Raw genomic sequence first — 13,871 nt, 5'->3', positions numbered from 1 at the left:
TTTACCCCCCCCCCCCGTCGCGGGCGGGCCCCCCCCCCCCCGCCCCCGGGGGGGGGGGCCCCCCCCCCCCCGGGGGCCCCCCCCCCCCCCCCCCGCCGCGTTCCTGTGGCAGCGCGATCTCGCGCCGCCGTGCCCGGCGGCTGAGGCGTCGGGCACGCGCCAGCCCGGGATTCGAGAGGATGGGTGAAGCCGGCCGCTGACGCTGCTGCCCGGGTTCCTCTGCTGCCGCCGGGTAGCCGACAGTGCAGCACTTGCAGTGTTTCTTCTTGGCGTGGATACGGAGTTTCAGGAGCTCGTCCAGCGTGTGGGGCAGTGGCCCATGCCCGGAGGCGGATGCGTCCTTCTCCACCACCGCGTAGAAGTCCCGCAGGAGCGTTTCCTCGGGGATACGCCCAGCATTCAGGTGGTTTGAGAGGGTCGTTGGCTCCTGGTGGGCATCCCTCGCGATGTCCGCCTGCGTGCGCGGGCTGCACTCCCGGGTCTCGCGCATGGCTGTCACCAGCGACCGGTGCGCAGCGGTGGTGTCAGGGGGCAGTTCTTTCCAGGCCCTGCGTCTAGGGGTCACGCACGCCTTCCGTTCATTCTGTGGTGCCGGACGGACACCAATTGTGTCGGAGGCAGCGGTTCTTCGGGAGTGCGTGGATGTTTTCCATAAGGCCTCGAAACCTTGCAGAACCTGGCGTGATGGGCTGTCAGGCGATCAGAGTGGTGGTGTCCGCAAGGGCGCCAGCTGCCTGGCGCCATGCATTGCCGTGCATCTGACACAAGGGGGTCTCCGCATGACTCTGCCGTCGTGGCAGGACGAAAAGCTCGGAACGATGAAGCGCGCCGCGCTCTGGCTGCTGACTGTTGTGCAGGAGGGCAACGTCTTCACCAAGGAGGAGGTGAAGAACGCTTTCCCTGGCATCAGCCAGGCGGATCGCCGGGTCCGCGACCTGCGCGACTACGGCTGGAAGATCGACACTCACCGGGAGGATGCTTCCCTGGGCCAGCACGAACAGCGGTTCGTCGCGCAGGGGCAGCCCGTCTGGGAGCCCGGCAAGGCCACCAAGAACAGCTCAGCCCTTACCGAAACTCAGCGCCGGAAGATTCTCGCCCGCGATGGCAACCGCTGCCGGTCGTGCGGGATCACGCCCGGTCAGCCGTACGCCGGCACCTTCGAGACCGCCCAGATCGACATCGCCCGGCGGAAGGTGAAGCTGCCCAACGGCACCTCGACGGTGCAGCTCATCGCGGAATGCAACCGCTGCCGTGTGGGGGGGCGCTCTCTGGAGGCCGACCTGGGCGCTGTCCTGGAAGACATCTCCAAGCTTGGAGGACTGCAGTTGCAGACGCTCACGGGCTGGGTCACCGCTGACGAGCGCGAGTTCAGCACCGTGGAACGTCTCTGGGCCGACTTCCGTACGCTGCCGGCGGACTCCCGCGACGAGGTCCGCAAGGTGCTCGGGCTCCCGCCCGCCTGAGACCCGCCCTCAGCTCATGGCGGGGCCGCCGGACGCGGCGGCCCCGCCATGAGCTGAGATGAACCCTTCAAACAAAAGGAGAACGGACCGTGACCAGTAACGCCGGGAACTTCGGCCTGCCGCCGCATGCCGCCAAGAACAAGGAAATCGTTGAGCAGCGTCTCCAGGACGTAGCTGCCGGCAGTGGGCTCCAGGAGACACTGACCATTGAGTGGCGCACGAAGCCGCAGGTGGTGCAGGTCATCGACATGCCGGTGAACGCGCTCTACTACAACCCCGGAACGCACCGCATCCGGGCGCAGCGCAGCTATGATCCTCAGCTGGACCGCCGGCTGGACGAAGACGCGTGGTGCGATGAGAGCCAGCAGTACCTCGACTTCCTCCTCAAGGCTGAGCCTTCTGATCCGTCGAAGCGGGACAAGGACTTCGACGCGCTGAAGCAGAGCCTCGAAGACTTCCGGCAGAACGAACCGGGGCTGATTACCCGCGAAGGCATTCTGGTCAACGGCAACACCAGAGCTGCCGCGCTACGCGAGCTTGGCGTGGCCGAGATCCGGGTAGCCGTCCTGCCTGACTCCTGCACCTGGGCGGACATCAACCGTGTCGAGCTCTCTCTTCAGCTGCGCCACGACACCCGTCGTCCCTACTCGTACATCAACCGGCTTCTCACGATCGACGAGCAGGTCGAGGCCGGCCGTCCGCTGAAGGAGGTCGCACGGGACTTCCGCATCAGGGAGTCGACGGCCGAGCAGGACCTGTGGGTGCTGTCCTGCCTCCGCGACCTGAGCGACAGGTCGGCGGCCGAGGGGGTGCGGCTTCGGCTGCTCGACTTCGAGGACGCCCAGGAAAGGCTCCGCGAGGTGCACCGCGCTTACGCCAAGGAGTCCAAGTCTGACGTGCAGAAGGCCGAACTGCTGAAGGAGAACCGTCTCGCGGCCATCGTGATGAACTTCTCCAAGACCGACCTCCGTCTTATCGAAGCGGACTTCCGCAACCGGTACCTGGAACAGCGGCTGCCGGCAGAACTGAAGTCCGCTCCCGCAGCAGCCCCGGGCCGCGTGATTCCCGGCATCAACCGCGCGGTGAAGGCTGAAGCGCCCCAGGTCGCTGCGGCCCGTGCCTTTACTGACTCGGTACTCCGGGCGAAGGCTGTGGTCAGGGCTCAGGCAAAGGTGCCCCCGGCTCAGCTGGAAGCGGCGTCCTCCGTCTTCGAGGCAGCGCACAGGGCAGTTGAGGACGCGCTTGAGCCCGCTGGAAAGGACGCTCGTGTCCGCAAGCGGAAGCAGGCTGCCCCCGACCGTCTGAACGACGCCTGCCAGGACATCGAACAGTGCATCACCGACATGGTGCTGGCTAGCGGGGCCCGCAGTCTCGACGAGGAGGCGCTGGACGAGGCCGTGCTCAAACTGAAGGCCACCCTGAAGAAGCTGGCCCAGGCCACGGCTCAGACCATCGAGGTGCCCGGTGAGGGCGTCGAGTGGCTGCGTGAGGCCGTAAAGCGGGATCCCTCGTGAGCATGATGACTGACGAATCGTCCCTGCACATCGGTTTCGATGTCACACGGACGAAGGCGCTCCTGCGCGTCGGTGAGCCTTACCGCAGCGATCTCACACGGCTCGCGGCCAGGTTCCCCGGCGGCAGTCCTCGAGGCCGGCTCGCCCTGGAGCTGGATCTCGATGACTTCCTGGTCGGCATCGACGCCTTGGCGGATTGGCCGCACCCCGACACCGTGGTGTGGTCGGACGAACTGGGCACCCTGGTTGGGGAAGTACTCGACGACGCCGACCGTGCTGAGGAGCAGCTTCAGGCTCCCTCCTCGACTGGGGGGTGGGACGACAGCGCTGTGGAAACGGCGCTGGGTGCCAGCTGGTGCGCTGCCCTCACCGAATTCCAGCGGCGGGACATCGCGCGGCTGCTTTCGCTCCGGCACGGCGCTAACTTCAGCGTCCCTGGTGCTGGGAAGACCCGCGTCGGACTGGCGGTTTACGCGGCGATGCGCGAGCGCGGTGACGTGCGCCGACTGCTGGTGGTCAGTCCCAAGTCCGCGTACGAGTCGTGGCTCTCGGAGAGCGAGCTGTGCTTCAAGGAGGCGCCGCACACGGTTGTCATGGGGAAGAGCCCCGACCACAGGGCCGAGATCATGGTCGTCAACTACGAGCGCCTGGACAGGTCGCTGGGGGCACTGGCGGAGTGGCTGCGGGGCGCCCCGTCCATGATCATCCTTGATGAAGCGCACCGGATGAAGCTGGGGGCCCAGGGTACGTACGGAAGCGCCTGCATGGCGCTGGGTCCGCTGACCCGCCGACGCCTCATCCTCACCGGCACTCCGGCTCCGAACGGGGCCCGGGACCTGGAGAATCTTCTGTCGTTCGTCTGGCCTGGGCATGGGCGCAGGGTGGTGACCCAGGCCGTAGCCGGCGGCGATCTCGCGTACGCGAGCTCCGTGCTGCGGCCCCTGTTCACCCGGACGACGAAGAAAGAACTGGGGCTGCCTCCCTTCGAGACGCGTATCCGGCGGCTGAAGATGCCGGAACTCCACCGCGAGGTGTACGACGCGCTGGTGGGCCGCTTCACGGCGAGGGCCGAGGCGTCGCGCGATGAATTTGATGCCCTGGGCAAGGCGATGCTCCGTCTTCTGATGGCGGCCACCAGCCCGGCGCTGCTTATCGAGAGTGAGAATCGCTACGAACCGCTGGTTTACCAGGTGCCGCCGCTCGAAGTACCGGAAGGCGAATCGCTGTACGCGCTCATGCGTAACCTGCCCGCGCACGAGCTGTCTCCGAAGTACAAGGAAGCCCTCAATATCGTTGCGACGAATGCCGCGATGGGACGCAAAACCCTTGTGTGGACGACCTTTGTCCGCAGTATCACCACCATGGAGAGCCTGTTCAGCGCCTACCAGCCGGCAGTCGTCCACGGTGGCACACCGGACCGGGAGGAGCAGATCAGGCGGTTCCGTGAGGACCCCGACTGTCACGTTCTCCTGTCCAACCCGGCCACCCTCGGTGAGGGCATCAGCCTGCATCACGTATGCCATGACGCGGTGTACGTCGACCGTGACTTCATGGCAGGGCGTTTTCTGCAGAGTCTGGACCGCATTCACCGGCTCGGGCTGGCCCCCGATACGCAGACACGCGTCACGGTGCTCGCAGTCGAAGGCACGATTGACGAGGTGGTCGCCATGCGGCTTGAGGAGAAACTCGAATTCATGGGGCGCATCCTGGATGACCCCGCCGTTCAGCAGCTCGCTGACCTGGAGGATGAACCTTCCGGTGCTGCCGGGATGGACATGGCTGACGTTCGCGCTCTGCTGAACCACGTCAATGCTGTCGCAGCCCACTGAGGCGACGCGCCGGGCGGCGCTCCGCTGGCTGGCCGAGCTGCGCGTGGCTGGCATACCGCGGGTGCGGGCGCTCTTCACCCACCACCCGGGCTACGCGGATCTCACGCCGGCCCAGTACGCCGAGGGCCTCGCCTGGCTCAGGCGCACGGGGATGGTGACCCCGGCTGGCCGGCCCGTCGTGGACATCAGCGAGAGCGAGGCGGCCGATGACGAGGGGCCGGAGTCGGTGCCCCGTGCGGTGTGGAGCCGGGCAAGAGAGGAAGCGAGGAGGGCCATCGGAGCCGCAGGCGAACAGGCGCTGCTCCGGCTGCTGCGTGAAGCCGGTGTGCCGCACGTCAGGCACGTGGCGGCGGTATCCGACGCGTACGGATACGACATACAGGCAGCCCGGTCTGTCTCTGAGCGGGCGCACATCGAGGTCAAGTCGACGACTGACCCGACCCGTCTGGTGATTCACCTGACGCGTCACGAGTACGAAGTGATGGCGAGGGACGAGATGTGGTGCCTCGCCGCTGTTCTCGTAGGGAGAGACGGGGGTGCGGTGAACGTCGCCACGGTCGACCGGGACTGGCTCCACTCGGCGGTGCCGGCCGACCAGGCGCGGAGCGGCCGGTGGGAGTCGGTGCGCCTGGAGGTTCCGGACCGTGTCCTTACCCCGGGGCTGGCTATGGGGACACGGCGGGTGTTTCCGGACGTGCTGCTGCCGCAGCACTCGGTCTGGACGGTTCAGACGGAGCACCAACTGTGGCCTGCGACGCATTCGGACCACTCGGCGAGGCATTCGCGCGCCAGCCAGGAGATGAGGGCCGAGCCGAGGTAGTCCTGCACCAGCTCGGACAGCCAGCGCGGCACGTACTCCGGGATCTGGCTGCGGGTGATTCTGGGGGCCCGTACGACGTCGATGTTCTCCACCGTCAGGACGACGACCTCACGTACGTCGGTCCACATGCTCCCAGGTCTGTCCGATCTCGCGCGAGCCAGCCAATTAGCTTGCATGTTCGAATAGACTCTCGAGTGCGCCTGTGCCGGGCTGATGTGCAAGCTGGGGTCGGGTCTCGGTGGCCTGTCGGGTCTCGGTGGCCTGTCGGGTCTCGGTGGCCTGTCGGGTCTCGGTGGCCTGTCGGGTCTCTGCGGCTCGTCGGGTCTCTGTGGTCGGCCCAGGTAGGCTCTGCGCGTGTTGCGTATTCAAGTTTCGTTGTGGCGTTTAGTCGCTCCGTCCCTGTGGGGCCGCCACGGCGTGACACTTGCGCCGCCAACTCAAACGTATGAACAGGAGACCGGAGCCGATGGGCCTCCCAGTGCACCAGGAGGACCCGATGGGTCCCAGTGACGCCGTGCTGACCTCGATCGAGATCTGTGCGGGGGCCGGGGGGCAGGCCATCGGCCTCCATCAGGCTGGTTTCAAGCACCTGGCGCTTGTAGAGATCGATCCCCACGCCGCACAGACTCTTCGGGACAACATCGGTTCCCTCGAAGAGTGGAGTTGGGAACGAGAACACTGCGATGTGATTTCTGGTGACGTTAATGAATTCGTTCCCATTGCTTCTGGGGATGGTGGAAAATCAGATCTGAAAAAGGCGCAAGCGTACTTGGGTAAGCCCCTTGTCAAGGGTGAACTTCATCTCCTCGCCGGTGGGGTGCCGTGCCCGCCTTTCTCACACGCTGGAAAGCAGCTCGGGAAGGACGACGAGCGCGATCTCTTCCCGCGCATTCTGGAGCTTGCTGACGAGCTTCGCCCTGAAGCGGTGATGATTGAAAACGTGCGCGGCATCAAGGACGCGAAATTCGCGGAATATCGCGCCTATATTGAGGCGCGTCTTCAGGGTGGCTGGGCCACGCACCCTGTCACCGGCATCGTCGAGGACTTCGAAGGGCTGGGCTACCAGGTCTGCGAGTGGGAGGTTCTGGAGGCTAGTGATTTTGGCGTGCCCCAGTTGCGCCCGAGGGCCGTTCTGGTGGCCATCCGCAAGGATGTGCTGGGCGACCTGAAGTTCGTATGGCCGACTGCTACGGGAAGCCCCGTGAGCGTTTTCCAGGCGCTTCAGGAGTCCATGGAACTCAGGTATGCGCCTTATCAGAAGATGGGCGGCGATATCGCCCTGCTGGCCCAAAAGCGCCTCGACAGATGGAAGGAAAAGGCGCAGGAGGCTGAGAGCAAAAAGGACTTCGGCGTCGCTCCCACCCTGGTCGGCGGATCCAAGAAGCACGGTGGCGCCGATCTCGGGCCGAGTCGCGCTAAGGCTGCCTGGCGTGAGCTTGGTGTCACGGGCGTAGGTGTCGCCAACTCTTACGAAGAGAGTGTGCGGAAGCAGAGCCAGGACCGGGATCTCTTCAGGGACACGGGCCCCATGCTCACGGTTGAGCAGGCCGCGATCATCCAGGGCTTCCCGCCCAACTGGAAGTTCTCCGGTGGCAAGACCGCGCAGTACCGCCAGGTCGGAAACGCCTTTCCCCCGCCCGTTGCCGCCGCAGTGGGGAAGGCCATCGCGGACGTGCTGCGTGCTGCCCACGAACGCGACCGCCGCAAGGCCGAGGCTGCCGGGGCGCTACCCGGGCAGGTGGCGCCGTCGCTCGCGGACAGTGCTGACGATCTCCAGGGCGCACACGTCTGAGTTCTGGTGCTCCCAGAACCGCAGGACCACCCACCCGGCCTCGGCCAGACGCTTGTCGGTGTCACGGTCCCGGGCCATGTTCCGGGCCACCTTGTCTGACCAGTAGCCCTGGTTCGTCTTGGGCGGGACGTAGTGCTCGGGGCAGCCGTGCCAGTAGCAGCCGTCGATGAATACGGCCACCTTCGCCGGACGGAAGACCAGGTCAGCCGTCCGGCGAAGGTCTGGGAGGGGCCGGGCGGCCACGCGGTAGCGAAGGCCGTTCGCATGTACCAGCCGACGGATGAGGCGTTCCGGCTGCGTATCGCGGCTGCGGATCGCCTGCATGTTCCGGCGGCGCGCCGCAGAGGAGGCCCACGAGCCCTCTGGCGGGGTCCAGTCTGCGGGCTCGGACACCGGGATCACTCCAAGGTCATGCTCATCGGACTTCAATGGTGGCTTCACCAGAGCGGGACGAGTCGACCGCCCGGAAGCGAACGTAGGGTACCGGCTTGCCCGCCGCGCTGGCCGCCGGGATGAACGCCGCAGCCAGTACCACCTTCCCGGGGTCGATACTGCCACCCGTCACGAGGTCCTCCGGGCTTCCGGCGCTGGGATCGACGACCGGGTAGAGGAGCACGGCTCCACGGCGCGGCCGGTGAAGCTGAGCGGCGAACGGGTCATCGTCGCTCAGGGGGCGGAGTCCGGCGATGCGCTCGGCGGACTGGCGATGAGCCACGCCGGAGATGCGATTGAACACGCCGCGGGCGTTCCGCTTGCGCTGTACGAGGGTCAGGGGCTGACTGCCAAGGACGCTGGCGGCCACACTCGTCGGTCCGGACGTCTGCGGGAGGATCAGCGCCCAGTCGTCCGTAGCGCACCCGGCGTCGCTCGCATCCCTCAGATAGGCCAGGTGCGGGGCGAAGAGGTCTGGGCGGCCCCAGGACAGGCTGCTCATGATTTCCAGCAGCTGGGTATGGCTGAGAACCGTTGTTCTGGCTGGGTAGCGGGTGTAGCTCCCCCGGTCATTGTCGGCGAGGGTGACGAACACGGACAGGTCCTCACTCAACGCCCCCAACGCCGCCCCCCAGGCCACCACGTTCCCCCGCAGCTCCTCCGCCCCCACCGGGTACGCCGTCGGCTCCACCCACTGCCCCGGGGAGCGGATCTCCACCAGTTCCGCGTTGAACATCTTGTTGCGGGCCGAGGGCTTGATCCAGGAGAGGTGCTGGGAGACCAACGGGGGGATCTGGGCGGGGGTGACCTGGGGTTTGCCGTCCACCGGCGTGGCGTAGCGGGTCAGCTGGGCGCGGAACGTTTCTTCGTCGCGGCAGATGGCCTCGAAGGCCTCGTAGAGATCGATGGTCTTCTTCTTGCCGAGGGGCTCCTCGCGGCCGATGTAGAGGCGGACCAGGTCGCGGTAGCCGGGGCGGAAGCCGAACCAGCGGCCCATCTGCATCAGAGTGTCGGCCTGCTGGGTGGTGCGGCGGTAGTACGTGACCGTCAGGCCCTCGACCGTGAAGCCGCGGGAGAGCTTCGTGCCGCCGACCAGGATCTTCCACACGTGCGGGGTGCGCTCGAAGTCCAGGTCGGGCTGGTCGTAGTCGCGTTCGGTGTCGCCGTTGACCACCAGGACGGGGGTGCCGCCGGCGTTGATGAGCTGGCGGGCGCGCGAGACGTGGGCCCTCAGTTCCTCGTACGAGTCCGGCGTGGGCAGGTCCGGGTCGGCGAAGCGGTGGAAGTCGGAGGCGAAGAGGGCGGCCAGGCGGTCGTGTCCCTGGCGGCTCGTGTAGGCGGCCTGGTGCCACAGGGAGCTGATGCGCAGGGCGAGGGCCGTGTGCTCGGCCATGCGCACCGACTCGTGGACGAGCATCGTGTGGTGCCGGAACGGCCCCTCGGGCACGCCGTGGCCGGCGCGGTACAGCTTGAGCGCGCCCGTGAGGACGAACGCGTCCAGGGCCTCCTGGAGGCGGTCGCCCGTGTCCTCGTAGATGCCCCGGACGTGCGTCTCCTCGGCGGTGCCCTCGTCCGTGTCGAGGTCGTGGAAGTCCTGGACGCCCATGTAGCCGGTCGGGCGGGGCAGCGAGACGAGGAAGTCGCGCGGGAAGATGTCCTCGCCGTCGCCCGGGTCGACGAAGACGTTGGCGAACGGGGTCGCGGTGTAGCCGACGTACTGGGCGCGGGGCAGCAGGCCGAGCAGCTGGGAGATCTGGCCGTTGATGGCCGTACGGGCGACCTTGCCGTCCTCCCACTTCTTCGGGTCCGTCGTGTTGACCGACGCCTGGTCCGACTCGTCGTCGATGATCAGCGCGGGGATCTCGGAGAGGATCGGGCCGATCTTCTTGAGGTCTGTGATCAGCTTGTCCAGGACGGACTTGTTCTTCTTCACGACCATGATCCGGGCCGCCGCGTGGTGCAGGTTGGCCGGGGCGTACAGCGGCTCGGTGCGGGACTGCTTCTCGAACTCGAGGGCGCGGATTCCGTTGAGCAGGCTCTTGTAGTCGTCGTCGCGGGTGGTGAGGCGCTCGATGTCGAAGGCGCCGAGGGCGGAGGGCCGTCCGCCGTGGCTGACGAACTTCTCCGGCCAGTCCGCGTCCTCCTGGTAGTCGATGCCGACGAGGGCGTCCGGGTCCGTCGGATCGGCGCCGCGCAGGATGTTCTCCCGGCCGATCAGCTCCATGTCCAGCCGGCGCTGGGTCTGGCCCCGGAGCAGGTTCAGTGTGCCGCCGAGGACGATGACCAGGCGGTATCCGGCGTCGATGGCCTTCGCGGTGACCCCGGTGAAGTTGGCGGTCTTGCCCGACTGGACGTGGCCCACCACCAGGCCGCGCGCGCCGTACGCCTCGGGGCGGGTGGGGTCGGAGAGGCGCTCGACCACGGCGTGGCTCGCCTCGTCGAGCCCGGAGACCGCCGCGTCGGACCAGCCCTTGCGGCGCAGCAACTGCTCGTAGGACTTCCAGTAGAAGGAGCGCGCCGCGGCCGTGTCCCGCGAGTACCAGGAGACGAACTCCTTGCTGATGACCGTCGGTCCGGGCTCCTTGAACACCGGGACCACGCTGTCGAGCGCCTTGCGGAGCCCGGCATCGAAGCCCAGCCGTTCGTAGGTGTCCGAGCGGCGCGCCTCCGTGCGGGGCGGCGCCGCCGACCAGTCGGCCTGCCCGGCCAGGTCCCAGGCGGTCAGGGTGCGGTGCCACAGCGCGATCAGCCCGTCGCCCGGGTCCGCGTTCAGGACGCGGTCCTGGAAGTGGGAGAGCGCGGTGTCTGCGGGTTCCTCGTCCTCGGAGAGCGCGAAGGCCAGCTTGGCGAACGGCCTGGGTCCCCGTCGCATCGCGGCCAGCACGTCGCCGTGCAGGGTGAACAGGTGGTCGGTCATGGCGGGGTGCTCTCTCGGGTGGGTGCGGGGGCGGGCGGAAGGGGGTTGTTCAGCGCTCCAGTTCACAGCGCGCCGCCGTGACCAGGACGCTGTTCCACAGCGCCACGTTGTCGGTGTGGACGGCCCGGACCCGTTCCTTCTGGAAGATCTCGTTGACCATCAGATAGAGCATGCTCTTGATCACCGGGGCGTCGTTCAGGCCTCCGCGCCGCCCGCCGTTCAGCACCTGCCGGTACTCCTTGTTGAGCCGGACCTCCCGGTGCTCGCGGTCGAGCTCGAAGAACACGTCCAGGGGCAGGCTGTCCCAGCGGAACGCGATCGGGTCCTCGCCCTCCAGCTCCGGCAGCTCGTCGCGCAGCGTCCGCCGCAGCTTCGGGTCCATCCCCTTGCCGGCCGGGAGGACCGCCTTGCGCTGCGGTTCGGTGGCGCGGCGGGCGGCCTCCCGGTACGTGAGCGCCGCCTCCTGGACGTACGCGCCGAAGGCATGCCCTGCGGCGTCCACGGCCTGCTCCAGGCCGCGGGCGAACGCGGGGGTGACGGTCACGCCGTCCTTCTTCACCGTGAGGTTGAAGACGTCGTTCGGCGCGGACGGCAGGTCGACGGCGATCCGCGCGAGCGCGAGGTGTCCCTCCGGACTGCGGGTGCCGTTCCAGCCGCCCGCCTGGACGAGGCGGTCGTTGCGGTAGATGTAGAAGCCCTGGCGCTCGGCGAGCGGGCCGATGCCCCGGTAGCTGACGAGCGGGGACTTCGGCGGCCAGATGTGCGCGGTCAGCTCGACCCCGCTGACGCCCTCGACGGGTGCGGTGTACGTACGGGGGTAGCCGGCCCGGCCGGGCACCCGGTAGCCGAACGGGTCGATCGGCTCGACCCCGCGGTGGTCCAGCTCCTCCCTCGTCCGTACGTCCTCCACGACGATGTCGATGTTGAAGCCCTCTCGGGCCAGGAAGCGGTGGAGATAGAGCCCCAGGTGGGTTTCCAGCTTCTCGATCGCGTCGTTGAGATAGCGGTCGGCCTGACCGGCGGTGATGGTCTCGAAGGCGCGGACCCGGTCCCAGCGCACGATCGTCCCGTGCCACTGGATGACGCCGTCGTAGCGGTCGACGAGGTCCTGGCAGTACCCGGGGTCGACGATGTCGCAGCTGAAGTCGGCCCGGGCGCGGGCCGTCAGCCAGCGCCGGCCGGTGGACGGGCTGCGCTTGGTGCGGCTGATCACGGTGAGCGAGTCGGCGTGGGACAGGGACGCCGCTTTGAGACCCGCGCCGAAGTGGCCGAGTGCCGCTTCGTCGTAGCCCTGTCGGCCGCCCACCGTCATCGCGGTGTCCAGGGCCGCGTCGTCCATGCCGCAGCCGTCGTCCACGACGAGGAGGCTGACCAGCCGGTCGTCGTCGCGCAGCAGACTGACGACGACGTTACGGGCGCCCGCGTCGATGGAGTTGTCGACGAGGTCGGCGATGGCCGCCTCGAATCCGTATCCCTGGTGCGTCAGCGACTCGACGTACCGTGCGGCCGGAGGGAGCCGCTTGGTGCCGGTGGTGGGGACCTCGAACTGCCAGTCGGCAGAGGGCTGGTACGGCACCATGAAGCCTTCCTCGCGCGCACAGAGCTGAGACCTGCGGGGGAGGTGCGGCCCTGGTGAGTAGTTGAAATGTGATGGTATTGCAAAGGTGGGACAGTCGGGAATCCCGGTGACAAGTACGCCGCGTTACGCCGCCGCCCCCAACTCCCGCACAAACGCCGCCCCCCGCTCCCCGCTCAGCACCACCTCTTCGCCCGTCGCCACGAACCCCGTCCGGCTCAGCACCGCCCGCGAGGCCGTGTTCGTCAGCGCCGCCCTCGCCCTGAGCGTCGTCAGGCCGTACCTCGTCCGGCACAGGTCGAAGAGCTGGTGCACCGCCGTCGTCGCCAGGCCCCTGCCCGTGGCCTTCTCCGCGAGGCGGAAGCCCAGTTCGGCGGTGCCGCCCGCCACGTCCACCAGGTTGAAGCGGCCCAGCACCTCGCCCGTCTCCTCCGCCACCAGGACGTGGAAGTGGCAGACGCCCGCCTCCTGTTCGGCGAGCAGGGCCGCGTGCCGGGGCGGGTAGTCGGTGAAGTAGGCGTCGCCGCGGTCCGGGACCGATGCCGCGAAGAAGGCGCGGTTGGCCCGCTCGAACGCGAGGACGGCGGGGGCGTGGTCGGGGCGCAGGCGCTGGAGTGCGGGCATGGCGGCGGCTCGTTGGTTCGCGGGCGAGGGATTTACGGGTTCAGGTCCAGGACCCTGACCGGCTCCCCCTGCCACGTGTGGGGGGATGCGGTGGCGATGACCGCGCCGTCGGGGCGGTCTGCGGTGGGCTGTGCGGCGTAGCCGCTGTGGGCGGCGGACCAGCTCTTCTGCCGGGCCACGACCAGGGCCGCGGGAAGGTCCAGGTCGAGCACGGTGATGCCGGGCAGGGCGGCCAGGTGCTCGGCGGTCCCGGGGCGGTCGCGGTCGGCTTCGACGAGCGCGCATGTCGGCGCGTAGAGGAACCATCCGGCTTCCGCGTGCGCTCGGTGGATGAGACGCGAGGCGAGGACGTTACCCTGACCGGCGGCGGTCATCGCCGTGGCGTCCAGGACGATGTGCATGGCGTCGGTCACCGGCTCGTCACCTGTGCCAGCCGGCGGTCCAGCTCGCTGTCCAGCTCGTTCTGTTCTGCGGAGGTCGGTGCGTAGCCGTTCCACGCGTGCAGCGCGGCGCGGGCCTGTTCCGCGCGCTCGGCGCGCTCGGCCGGGGTGAGCATGGTTTCGGCCAGCCGGGCCAGGTAGGCGCGCAGTGACAGGCCCTCGGCGGCGGCGATCGCCGCGAGCCGGTCCTTGGCCTCTTCGGGGATACGGATATTGGCATCGGGCATCGTCGTACTCCTTGTCATGCCGCAAGGGTACGGGTACGTACCCGTACCCGTCTGTTCGATCGGGGAATCTCCTGGCCCCCGCCCCGCACCCCTGCCCCATCCGCCCCCCATGGCACTCCCGGTACGACTCGCCCGACCCGCGCCAGCAGTTCCCGCTCTTCGGCGGCGGCCACGGGACGGCGCGGCCGCGGGCGGCCAGGGTGGTGGCGTACTGGGGGAGCAGGTCCGGGTCGGCCG

General features: G+C 68.1%; 12 protein-coding genes. 5 read left to right on the top strand and 7 right to left on the bottom strand.

Annotated elements, in window-relative coordinates; translation table 11 throughout:
- Positions 1-779 precede the first annotated feature (779 nt).
- The 4 genes from ABZ564_RS32140 (at position 780) to ABZ564_RS32125 (ending at position 5,626) form a co-directional block, all read left to right on the top strand.
- The gene (locus tag ABZ564_RS32140; protein ID WP_360862951.1) at positions 780-1,463 is read left to right on the top strand and encodes a hypothetical protein; all 684 of its coding nucleotides are present in this window, start codon (positions 780-782) and stop codon (positions 1,461-1,463) included.
- A gap of 89 nt (positions 1,464-1,552) precedes the next feature.
- Positions 1,553-2,977: a transcriptional regulator gene (locus ABZ564_RS32135; protein WP_360862949.1), complete on the top strand. Its 1,425-nt coding sequence runs from the start codon at positions 1,553-1,555 to the stop codon at positions 2,975-2,977.
- 5 nt (positions 2,978-2,982) lie between these two features.
- Positions 2,983-4,806 (top strand): DEAD/DEAH box helicase, encoded by a 1,824-nt coding sequence (locus ABZ564_RS32130; protein ID WP_360862957.1) that lies wholly within the window; start codon positions 2,983-2,985, stop codon positions 4,804-4,806.
- On the top strand, positions 4,787-5,626 hold the full coding sequence (locus ABZ564_RS32125; protein WP_360862947.1) for a DUF3883 domain-containing protein: 840 nt from the start codon (positions 4,787-4,789) through the stop codon (positions 5,624-5,626). The genes ABZ564_RS32130 and ABZ564_RS32125 overlap by 20 nt, the downstream gene beginning before the upstream one ends.
- On the opposite strand, the gene ABZ564_RS32120 is transcribed toward ABZ564_RS32125, so the two are convergent.
- Positions 5,533-5,754 (bottom strand): hypothetical protein, encoded by a 222-nt coding sequence (locus ABZ564_RS32120; RefSeq protein ID WP_360862958.1) that lies wholly within the window; start codon positions 5,752-5,754, stop codon positions 5,533-5,535. The genes ABZ564_RS32125 and ABZ564_RS32120 overlap by 94 nt on opposite strands.
- Positions 5,755-6,122: 368 nt before the next feature.
- Here ABZ564_RS32120 and dcm point away from each other — a divergent pair, with 368 nt between their 5' ends.
- On the top strand, positions 6,123-7,418 hold the full coding sequence (dcm, locus tag ABZ564_RS32115) for a DNA (cytosine-5-)-methyltransferase (RefSeq protein ID WP_360862945.1): 1,296 nt from the start codon (positions 6,123-6,125) through the stop codon (positions 7,416-7,418).
- On the opposite strand, the gene ABZ564_RS32110 is transcribed toward dcm, so the two are convergent.
- The 6 genes from ABZ564_RS32110 to ABZ564_RS32085 form a co-directional block, all read right to left on the bottom strand.
- Complete coding sequence (locus ABZ564_RS32110; RefSeq protein WP_360862955.1) at positions 7,353-7,811, bottom strand: very short patch repair endonuclease; 459 nt, start codon at positions 7,809-7,811, stop codon at positions 7,353-7,355. The two genes, dcm and ABZ564_RS32110, sit on opposite strands and share 66 nt — an antisense overlap.
- A 22-nt stretch (positions 7,812-7,833) precedes the next feature.
- Positions 7,834-10,767 (bottom strand): Z1 domain-containing protein, encoded by a 2,934-nt coding sequence (locus ABZ564_RS32105; protein WP_360862943.1) that lies wholly within the window; start codon positions 10,765-10,767, stop codon positions 7,834-7,836.
- Between the two features lie 49 nt (positions 10,768-10,816).
- On the bottom strand, positions 10,817-12,346 hold the full coding sequence (locus ABZ564_RS32100; protein WP_360862942.1) for an ATP-binding protein: 1,530 nt from the start codon (positions 12,344-12,346) through the stop codon (positions 10,817-10,819).
- Positions 12,347-12,469: 123 nt separating this feature from the next.
- Complete coding sequence (locus ABZ564_RS32095) at positions 12,470-12,967, bottom strand: GNAT family N-acetyltransferase (RefSeq protein WP_360862940.1); 498 nt, start codon at positions 12,965-12,967, stop codon at positions 12,470-12,472.
- 32 nt (positions 12,968-12,999) lie between these two features.
- Complete coding sequence (locus ABZ564_RS32090) at positions 13,000-13,368, bottom strand: hypothetical protein (protein ID WP_360862953.1); 369 nt, start codon at positions 13,366-13,368, stop codon at positions 13,000-13,002.
- An 8-nt stretch (positions 13,369-13,376) separates the two neighbouring features.
- Complete coding sequence (locus tag ABZ564_RS32085) at positions 13,377-13,634, bottom strand: hypothetical protein (RefSeq protein ID WP_360862938.1); 258 nt, start codon at positions 13,632-13,634, stop codon at positions 13,377-13,379.
- Between the last annotated feature and the right edge of the window lie 237 nt (positions 13,635-13,871).

The sequence above is a fragment of the Streptomyces sp. NPDC019224 genome (assembly GCF_040632605.1).
In the GTDB taxonomy this organism is placed as follows: Bacteria; Actinomycetota; Actinomycetes; order Streptomycetales; family Streptomycetaceae; genus Streptomyces.
The sequence above is the reverse complement of the archived record's forward strand: the minus strand, read 5'-3'. Positions and strand labels throughout refer to the sequence as shown.